This window comes from Actinomyces bouchesdurhonensis (assembly GCF_900128465.1).
GTDB lineage: Bacteria > Actinomycetota > Actinomycetes > Actinomycetales > Actinomycetaceae > Pauljensenia > Pauljensenia bouchesdurhonensis.
This window is the reverse complement of sequence record NZ_LT635862.1, coordinates 220,376-230,293: the sequence shown is the minus strand read 5'-3', so window position 1 is coordinate 230,293 and position 9,918 is coordinate 220,376. Positions and strand designations below refer to the sequence as shown.

Sequence of the window (9,918 nt, the reverse complement as noted above, 5' to 3'; positions counted from 1 at the left end):
CGGCTCTTCAGAGTTGAGTGTGGGTGGAGGCGTCTAGGCCTCCTGCGATGAGGAGCATTCGGAGTCTGTAGTTGGTGGGGTTGCGGTAGCCTCTGGCGGCGCGTCTGCCCAGCTCGATGATTCCGTTGATGGCTTCTGTTGGGCCGTTGCTTGCTCCGCCGGTATCGAAGTAGGCCAAGAAGGCGTCCTTCCACTTGCGTAGGGTCCGGCCCAGGCGAGCGATCTCGGGGATGGAACAGGCTGGTAGGCTCTCGATGAGACGAGCGGCCAGGCGTTGGCCTTGGGCGGGTGTGTCTTGATGGAAGACGTCTCGGACTTGCCCGGTGAAGGTAGGCGACTTCGACACTGATATGCGCCTCATCTGCCGTGAAGGCCTCACGGAGGCGTTCCTTTTGACGCTTCGTGAGCCGATCACGCGAGGCGCGCAAAAGATTGCGGATCTGATAGAGGGGGTCACCTTTGCGCCCGCGGTGACCGGTCGTGTCTTGCTGGACGCGGCGACGCACCTCGTCAAGGGCGTCGCCAGCGAGCTTGACGATATGGAAGGCGTCGAGGACGCTGGTGGCGTCTTGGAGTTGATCGTCGATGGCGTTCTTGCTGTCCCTGGAAGGGATCCAGCGTCGCGATCTGGATACCGGAGCGAAACTCTTCGCCGCGCTCTTCGAGCCAGTTCTCATGCGCGGTGCCAGACCTGCCTGGGACCAGGTCTAACAAGCGGGCCGTGGGGTGATCCTCCCCGCGTGTCAGGTCTACGATGCCGGTGAGCTCACGGGGCCCTCGTCGGCGTCGGTCCTGGTGATGCCATACGTGCTCATCAACCCCCAATACCTGCACGCCTGCGAACCGGGCGGGGTCATCAGATGCGGCTTGCAGGCACGGCTTGATGTGGGACCACACGGTGTTCCATGTGGTTGCCAGTTGTCGAGCCAGGCCAGCGATGGTGGCTCCCTCGAAACGCAACTGTCGGATCGCCCAGCGGATCGCCCGGGCGCCCAGACGCGCCCGGGGTGCGCACACCCGCTCGTCGTGTTCCAGGAATGTCACCGTCTGGCAGGCGTGTTCGCGGCATATCCAGCGTCGTTTATGCCACCGGATACGCGCCGGGACCCCGGCCCAGGGCGCGTCGATGACCTCCATGACCATGCGCCCGTGGCCTTGAGCAATCACCCCACAACCCGGGCAGCCCGCCAGCTGGTTGCACGACTCAACATCGAGCACCAGGGCCCCTGGGGTGCGAGTCACGCTCATCAGATGGAAGCCCTCCAAACCGACGAGCAGATCACACCGATCACAACGATCAAGCGACACGGAGCAGCAGCAGGTAGGGTGAGACATTGTCGAGGTCCTTTGAAGATCGCGGGGGTTGAAGTCCGCTCATCATCAAGGACCTCGACCTCTACCCGCAACCCCCGACCAACACCCGGTCACCCACACTCAACTCGGAAGAGCCTGCAAAGCCGAGTTTTTCTGAGACCCTTCGCGAGGCGTCATTTCCGTCGAAGTATTTCAAGATGATCGTCTCGACGCCCAGCTCACGCGCGCGCTCAATGATGGCGTGTCCCGCCTCCGTCGCGTATCCGTTGCCCCAGTAGGGTGCGCCGATCCAGTATCCGATGTCGGCGACGGTTGCCTCGGGGGAGTCTGTGTCAATGCGCAGCGCGATCGAGCCCACGATTTCACCGGTCGATCCGAGCGTCACCGCGTAGCTGTCGGGTGCCGCCAGGACGGTCGACAACGCCTCGTGTGCATCGTCGATGCGCTCGAAGGGTTTCCATCCGCACAGCATCCCGATGCGGGGATCGCGGGCCAGCTCGTAGAGCCCCGGTGCGTCCATATCGTTCCAGGGCCGTAAGCGCAGGCGGGGGGTGTCTATGATCGTCATTCGTCCTCCTGGGCATTTGTGGACGGGAGAAGCACCGTCAGCGTGAACCAGTGGTCTGCTACGTCCGTGACGGCCTGGCCGCCGTACTTGCGGGCCGTCCACTGGATGGATTTAACCCCCCAGCCGTGTCGGACGGCGTCGGGCTTGATCGTTGTCAGGCGCCCGCCGGCGTCCGTGTTGAGGTGGCCGTCGAACCAGTTCTCGACCCGGATGACCACCATCTGCCCCTGACGGAACAGTGCGAGTTTGATCAGACGCTTGGCCGGGTCCTCGACGCGGCGCGAGGCTTCGATCGCGTTATCGAGGGCGTTGCCGAAGAGCGTGGCGATGTCCATCGATGACATGGCGCCCAGGAGCGCGCCGTTGGCGACCGCCGTGAAGTTGATGCCCGCCGCAGCGCACGCGCGGCCCTTCGTCGTGAGGATGACGTCGAGGACCGCATTGCCACTGTGGTACTGCTGCCCGATCTGCTCGATCGAGGACTCGAGCTCCGCGAAGGAGGCCGCAGCGCGGCCGGGATCCAGCTCCGCGCGGATCGCCTCGACCTGGTGCTTGAGGTCGTGGTGGGCGCGCGCCACCTGTTCCATGTCTTCCTTAGCGGCCAGGTACTGGTGGTGCTGGGCATCCAGCGAGGCCTGGATGGATGCCAGTTCGCGCTCGGTCGCGCTTTGCTGGATGCGCTCAAACTGGGCGAAGAGGATCGCATAGCCCGCCAGGTCAACAAGCGTGCGGATGTAGAAGACCTCGAGTCCAGCACGACCGGAGAACGGGGTCGCCGTCGAGATAAAACTCAGGTTGGACAGGGCAAAAATGGCGATGCCGATAAACACGCAGGAAGCGAGGTCCGCGAAACGGAGAACGGGCAGCGCCCCCTGGCGGCAGACACGTCGTTCACAGTAGTAGACGACGGCCAGGCATGTCGCTGAGATCGCCGCGTATCCGAAGAGGGATGCGGGGTGCCAGAAGGGCTTGTCGGCGTGGGAGTAGACGACGACCTGCCAGGCCAGGGAGGCGGCGAGCTCTGCGACGATGAAGGCGCGTGCGCTCATGTGCGTCACCCAGCGCCAGTCCAGGGCGGTGCCCACGCGGATGACGCACCACATGAGCGCGTACGCGCTCATCATGCCCGGGACCCACAGGGGCAGGGGAGCGCGACCGAGTAGCTCCTGTGCCCCGATGAGCACCACGAGGCCACCAATCGCGGCGGTAGCAAGACGCCAGCGGGGGACGGCAGCGTGTGGATTCAGCGCGTTGGAGGATGCTGAGCGTGCAACGACGAAAACGTACACGAGGGCGGCGCCCCACTCGGCGAGCGCAGTGAACAGACGCGGGATGTCGGGCAGGGACTCGAACACGTCAGTGGATCCCGCCCGCATAGGAGGCCAGCGCGCTGATGAACGCCTTCTTACGAGGCCGGGAGATACGCAGGCGCTCCCCGCCGGTCATCAGGCACTCCTGGTCGGCGACGCCGTGCACGTGGGCGAGGTTCACGAGGTAGCAGGAGTTTGATCGGAAGAAATCGTGTCCGTCTAGCTGAGCCTCCATCGCCTTGAGCGACGAGGTGATGGAGTAGGTACCCGAGGTCGTGTGGACGTCCAGGCGGTGCTTGATCGACTCGACGTAGACGATGTCGGCGACGTCGATGCGGTGTGTCGACGTGCCCGACTGCAGGAGGACGGAGGCTCCGCGCCGCTTGGCCACGGCCTGAAGGCACCGGGAGAGCTCTTGCGAGAACGCGAACCAGGGCAGCGGCTTCATGAGGTAGGAGAGTGCCCCCACCTGGTAGCCGTGGATCGCGAACTGCGCGGCGGACGTGATGAACACGAGGACGACCTCTTGGTCGACCTCGCGGATCGCGCGCGCTGCGGCCATGCCGTCCACGTGCGTCATCTGGATGTCCATGAGGATGATGTCGTTCACCGGCTTGTAGTCACCGATGATCGCTCCGCCGTCCTCGAAGTAGGTGACGTCGAAGGACACGCCGTTCTCCTCGCTGTAGCGGGCAAGGTAGCCGGCCAGGAGCTGACGTGAGGTTGCCTCGTCCTCGACGACGGCGATGCGCACCATGGTCCGAGCCTCCCTCGCGTATCAGCTGATAGAAACAAGGATATGCGAGCGCAGTCGCGCCGCCCGCGCGAGTCCACGCCCCGGCCTCGTCGGTCACATGACGGCGCACCTGGCAGTGGCGACCGCTACCATTGACCTGACTACCGTGAAAGGGGAGTGGAGTGGATCTGCTCGTTGTTGGTTCGGGCTTCTTTGGCCTGACGTTCGCCCGCGAGGCTGCGGAGCGATTCGGCATGAACGTGAGCGTCATTGAGCGTCGCGACCACATTGGAGGCAACGCCTACTCGTCGATCGACGAGGCCACCGGCGTCGAGGTGCACCGCTACGGCACCCACCTCTTCCACACCTCGAATGAGCGGGTCTGGTCCTACGTCAACCGTTTTACCGCCTTCAACGACTACCGTCACCGCGTCTACGCCAACTACCGAGGCGTCGTCTACCCGCTGCCCATCAACCTGGGCACGATTAACCAGTTCTTCGGAGCCGCCTATTCGCCGANGCTTCTTTGGCCTGACGTTCGCCCGCGAGGCTGCGGAGCGATTCGGCATGAACGTGAGCGTCATTGAGCGTCGCGACCACATTGGAGGCAACGCCTACTCGTCGATCGACGAGGCCACCGGCGTCGAGGTGCACCGCTACGGCACCCACCTCTTCCACACCTCGAATGAGCGGGTCTGGTCCTACGTCAACCGTTTTACCGCCTTCAACGACTACCGTCACCGCGTCTACGCCAACTACCGAGGCGTCGTCTACCCGCTGCCCATCAACCTGGGCACGATTAACCAGTTCTTCGGAGCCGCCTATTCGCCGACCGAGGCCCGCGCGCTCATCGAGCAGCAGGCCACCGAGATCACGGGAGAACCCGGCAACCTCGAGGAGAAGGCCATCAGTCTGATTGGCCGCCCCCTCTACGACGCCTTCATCGCGGGATACACGGCCAAGCAGTGGCAGACCAACCCGCGTGAGCTGGCCGCCTCCATCATCACGCGCCTGCCCGTGCGATTCACCTACGAAAACCGCTACTTCCAGGATCGCTACGAGGGCCTGCCCCTAAACGGCTATGGCGCGTGGATCGCGAACATGGTCGACCATCCGCGCATTACCGTGCACACGGGCGTCGACTTTTTCGATGAGTCTTCGCCGTTCTCGAAGGCAGCGACAGTCGGCCAGGTGCCGGTCGTTTACACGGGCGCCATCGACCGCTACTTCGACTACGAGGCCGGCCAGCTCGGCTGGCGCACCCTCGATTTCGAGACCGAGGTCGTGGACGTGCCCGACTATCAGGGCTGCTCGGTCATGAACTACTCGGATCGCGACGTGCCCTTTACGCGCATTCACGAGTTCGCCCACCTGCACCCCGAGCGTGACCGAAGCGGGGCGACGAACACGATCATCCAGCGCGAGTACTCGCGCTTCGCGCGTCCCGGCGACGAGCCCTACTATCCGATCGCCTCGCCGGCGGACCGCTCGACGCTCGCGGCGTATCGCGAGATGGCAGCGGGGGAGCGGGACGTCCTCTTCGGCGGGCGCCTGGGCTCCTACCAGTACCTGGACATGCACAGCAGGCTTCCCGCTTAGATGCTTTCAGCGGTTATCCCTTCCGAACGTAGCTAACCAGCCATGCACCTGGCGGTACAACTGGCACACCAGAGGTTCGTCCATCCCGGTCCTCTCGTACTAGGGACGGCCCTCCTCAAATTTCCTGCGCGCACAGAGGATAGGGACCGAACTGTCTCACGACGTTCTGAACCCAGCTCGCGTACCGCTTTAATGGGCGAACAGCCCAACCCTTGGGACCAACTCCAGCCCCAGGATGCGACGAGCCGACATCGAGGTGCCAAACCATGCCGTCGATATGGACTCTTGGGCAAGATCAGCCTGTTATCCCCGGGGTACCTTTTATCCGTTGAGCGACCACGCACCCACGTGCCATGGCCGGATCACTAGTTCCTGCTTTCGCACCTGCTCGACCCGTCGGTCTCACAGTCAAGCTCCCTTGTACACTTGCACTCGCCACCTGATTACCAACCAGGCTGAGGGAACCTTTGAGCGCCTCCGTTACATTTTAGGAGGCAACCGCCCCAGTTAAACTACCCACCAGGCACTGTCCCCAACCCGGATCACGGGCCAAGGTTAAGGTGACCGCTTAAACCAGAATGGTATTTCAACGACGACTCCACCACCGCTAGCGCGGCAGCCTCACAGTCTCCCACCTATCCTACACAAGTCCAAGCGAACACCAATACCAAGCTATAGTAAAGGTCCCGGGGTCTTTCCGTCCTTCTGCGCGAAACGAGCATCTTTACTCGTACTGCAATTTCACCGAGTTCACGGTCGAGACAGCGGAGAAGTCGTTACGCCATTCGTGCAGGTCGGAACTTACCCGACAAGGAATTTCGCTACCTTAGGATGGTTATAGTTACCACCGCCGTTTACTGGGGCTTAAATTCACCGCTTCACACCCCAAGGGGGGGTGTTAACAGTTCCTCTTAACCTTCCAGCACCGGGCAGGCGTCAGTGCGTATACATCGCCTTACGGCTTCGCACGCACCTGTGTTTTTGATAAACAGTCGCTTCTCCCTATTCTCTGCGACCCCCCAACCCCACCAGCACGCTAGGCGCCAGGAAGTCATGGGGTCCTCCTTATCCCGAAGTTACGGAGGAATTTTGCCGAGTTCCTTAACCATGATTCACTCGAACGCCTCGGTATACTCTACCTGACCACCTGAGTCGGTTTAGGGTACGGGCGCGTCATGCCCTCACGTCGAGGCTTTTCTTGACAGCATAGGATCACCACAAGTCCACGCACACACGTGTCCCTCATCAGTCCTCACCCTGGGTGCCCCCCGGATTTACCTGAGGGGCGGGCCACAACCTTAAATACGCACAACCATCGGCGCACTGCAGCTACCTGTCTGCGTCACCCCTGTTAACACGCTTGCCTACTATCACCAGGACCCCAAGACCCACACACACACTCACAACCCGAAGGTCATGAGGGGGTGCAGGCGAATTGGTTAGCACAGTGACATCAGCACGGGCGGTCACAACGCGGTACCAGAATATCAACTGGTTGTCCATCGACTACGCCTGTCGGCCTCGCCTTAGGACCCGACTAACCCAGGGCGGATAAACCTAGCCCTGGAACCCTTAGTCAATCGGCGCTGCGGATTCCCACCGCAGAATCGTTACTCATGCCTGCATTCTCACTCCCACACAATCCACCAGAAGTCACCTCCAGGCTTCACCTCATGCAGGACGCTCCCCTACCCAACAACACACCAGCACTCCAGTTCCTGGCGCCAGAATCGCGTGTTGCTGCCACAGCTTCGGCGGTACGCTTGAGCCCCGCTACATTGTCGGCGCAGAACCACTTGACCAGTGAGCTATTACGCACTCTTTCAAGGATGGCTGCTTCTAAGCCAACCTCCTGGTTGTCACCGCGACTCCACATCCTTTCCCACTTAGCGCACGCTTAGGGGCCTTAGCTGATGATCTGGGCTGTTTCCCTCTCGACTACGAAGCTTATCCCCCGCAGTCTCACTGCCACGCTACACCTAATGGCATTCGGAGTTTGGCTGACGTCAGTAACCCACAGGGCCCATCAGCCATCCAGTAGCTCTACCTCCACCAGGGACCACGCAACGCTGCACCTAAATGCATTTCGGGGAGAACCAGCTATCACGGAGTTTGATTGGCCTTTCACCCCTACCCACAGTTCATCCCCCAGGTTTTCAACCCTGGTGGGTTCGGTCCTCCACACAGTCTTACCTCTGCTTCAACCTGACCATGGGTAGATCACCCCGCTTCGGGTCTAGAACACGCGACAAACGCCTTCTTTCAGACTCGCTTTCGCTACGCATACCCCACACGGGTTAAGCACGCCACGTATCACTAACTCGCAGGCTCATTCTTCAAAAGGCACGCCATCACCCCACAAGGCTCTGACGGCTTACAGGCACACGGTTTCAGGTACTATTTCACTCCCCTCCCGGGGTACTTTTCACCATTCCCTCACGGTACTATGCACTATCGGTCATCAAGTAGTATTTAGGCTTACCAAGTGGTCTTGGCAGATTCACACGAGATTCCACGAGTCCCGCACTACTCGGGCACCACATCCACACCACACGCCACCGGTCCGCTTACACGACTCTCACGCTCTACGGTCAGCCATCCCAAACTGTTCAACTCCCAGCAACACACGACGCGACCCCCCGGCAGAAAGATCCAACATGGCCCCACAACACCAAACACGCAACAGCTGCCGCCTCACACACGCATCTGGTTTAGCCTCCTCCGCTTTCGCTCGCCACTACTCACGGAATATCTTCTCCTACGGGTACTAAGATGTTTCACTTCCCCGCGTTCCCCCCACCACCCTATACACGTTCAGATGATGGTAACCCAGCACAACCCAGGTTAGGTTCCCCCATTCGGACACCCTCGGATAATAACGCTCGCTCGCCAACTCCCCGAGGCATATCGCAGGCCGCAACGTCCTTCATCAGCTCTTGATGCCAAGGCATCCACCGAATGCCCAACAAAACTAAACAAAACACAAAAAACAGTACAAAACAAAAACGCTCGCAACCACTATACACAACACAAACAACCCACCACACACACCCACACCAACAACACAAAGCCGCTGGCTGGCTGCGCAGGCAACCACCACCCAACAACAGGGCAGCAGACGCTCACACGGTGTTGAACGTGAACCCGACAGCGTGCTCATCCGTCACAACGCTTATGCCCAACCCCACAACGCACCCACACCCACCACCCCACAACAGGGCAGCAAACACATGCAGGCACAAGAAAACAACCACAAGCCCCCACCCAAAAGACGGAAACCATGACTGTCCCCCACAAAAACAGGGCTCCCTAGAAAGGAGGTGATCCAGCCGCACCTTCCGGTACGGCTACCTTGTTACGACTTCGTCCCAATCGCCAATCCCACCTTCGACCACTCCCCCCGCAAAAACGGTTAGGCCATGGGCTTCGGGTGTTACCAACTTTCGTGACGTGACGGGCGGTGTGTACAAGGCCCGAGAACGTATTCACCGCAGCGTTGCTGATCTGCGATTACTAGCGACTCCACCTTCATGGGGTCGAGTTGCAGACCCCAATCCGAACTGAGACTGGCTTTAAGGGATTCGCTCCACCTCACAGTATCGCAACCCTCTGTACCAACCATTGTAGCATGCGTGAAGCCCAAGACATAAGGGGCATGATGATTTGACGTCATCCCCACCTTCCTCCGAGTTAACCCCGGCAGTCCCCCACGAGTCCCCACCATCACGTGCTGGCAACATAGGGCAAGGGTTGCGCTCGTTGCGGGACTTAACCCAACATCTCACGACACGAGCTGACGACAACCATGCACCACCTGCACACGACCAACCAAATGCCACCACATCTCTGCAGCGCCGCCGTGCATGTCAAGCCTTGGTAAGGTTCTTCGCGTTGCATCGAATTAATCCGCATGCTCCGCCGCTTGTGCGGGCCCCCGTCAATTCCTTTGAGTTTTAGCCTTGCGGCCGTACTCCCCAGGCGGGGCACTTAAAGCGTTAGCTACGGCGCAGAAACCACGGGTGGCCCCCACACCTAGTGCCCAACGTTTACAGCGTGGACTACCAGGGTATCTAATCCTGTTCGCTCCCCACGCTTTCGCTCCTCAGCGTCAGTAACGGCCCAGAGACCCGCCTTCGCCACCGGTGTTCTTCCTGATATCTGCGCATTCCACCGCTACACCAGGAGTTCCAGTCTCCCCTACCGCACTCAAGCCAGCCCGTACCCACCGCACGCCCCCAGTTAAGCCAGAGGATTTCACGGCAGACGCGACCAACCGCCTACAAGCCCTTTACGCCCAATAATTCCGGACAACGCTCGCGCCCTACGTATTACCGCGGCTGCTGGCACGTAGTTAGCCGGCGCTTCTTTACCCACTACCCTCACCACAACCA

At 60.7% G+C, this 9,918-nt stretch carries 3 protein-coding genes, 2 rRNA genes and 3 pseudogenes (1 of these 8 running past the window's edge); 2 read left to right on the top strand and 6 right to left on the bottom strand.

The genetic code is table 11. The annotated features are described in order from the left end of the window. Nucleotides 1-7 precede the first annotated feature (7 nt). The 4 genes and pseudogenes from BQ7477_RS12915 to BQ7477_RS01040 form a co-directional block, all read right to left on the bottom strand. Nucleotides 8-1,335, bottom strand: a pseudogene (locus tag BQ7477_RS12915) (ISL3 family transposase). Between the two features lie 61 nt (nt 1,336-1,396). Next, nucleotides 1,397-1,882, bottom strand: a complete 486-nt coding sequence (locus tag BQ7477_RS01050) for a GNAT family N-acetyltransferase (protein ID WP_073982480.1) — start codon at nt 1,880-1,882, stop codon at nt 1,397-1,399. Then, complete coding sequence (locus tag BQ7477_RS01045; protein ID WP_073982479.1) at nt 1,879-3,237, bottom strand: ATP-binding protein; 1,359 nt, start codon at nt 3,235-3,237, stop codon at nt 1,879-1,881. The genes BQ7477_RS01050 and BQ7477_RS01045 overlap by 4 nt, the downstream gene beginning before the upstream one ends. Before the next feature lies 1 nt (nt 3,238). After that, the gene (locus tag BQ7477_RS01040) at nt 3,239-3,949 is read right to left on the bottom strand and encodes a LytR/AlgR family response regulator transcription factor (RefSeq protein ID WP_073982478.1); all 711 of its coding nucleotides are present in this window, start codon (nt 3,947-3,949) and stop codon (nt 3,239-3,241) included. A gap of 161 nt (nt 3,950-4,110) precedes the next feature. On the opposite strand from BQ7477_RS01040, the pseudogene BQ7477_RS01035 reads away from it, so the two are divergent. Next, a pseudogene (locus BQ7477_RS01035) lies at nt 4,111-4,446 on the top strand (FAD-dependent oxidoreductase); the annotation flags it as partial. 49 nt (nt 4,447-4,495) lie between these two features. After that, nucleotides 4,496-5,437 (top strand): annotated as a pseudogene (locus BQ7477_RS12910) (UDP-galactopyranose/dTDP-fucopyranose mutase family protein); the annotation flags it as partial. A 37-nt stretch (nt 5,438-5,474) separates the two neighbouring features. On the opposite strand, the gene BQ7477_RS01025 reads toward BQ7477_RS12910, so the two are convergent. Together BQ7477_RS01025 and BQ7477_RS01020 are read right to left on the bottom strand one after the other, a co-directional pair. Beyond that, nucleotides 5,475-8,505 (bottom strand): 23S ribosomal RNA (locus tag BQ7477_RS01025). Nucleotides 8,506-8,840: 335 nt separating this feature from the next. Further along, nucleotides 8,841-9,918 (bottom strand): 16S ribosomal RNA (locus BQ7477_RS01020) (it continues 152 nt past the right edge of the window). Together the 16S and 23S rRNA genes form the textbook arrangement of a ribosomal RNA operon.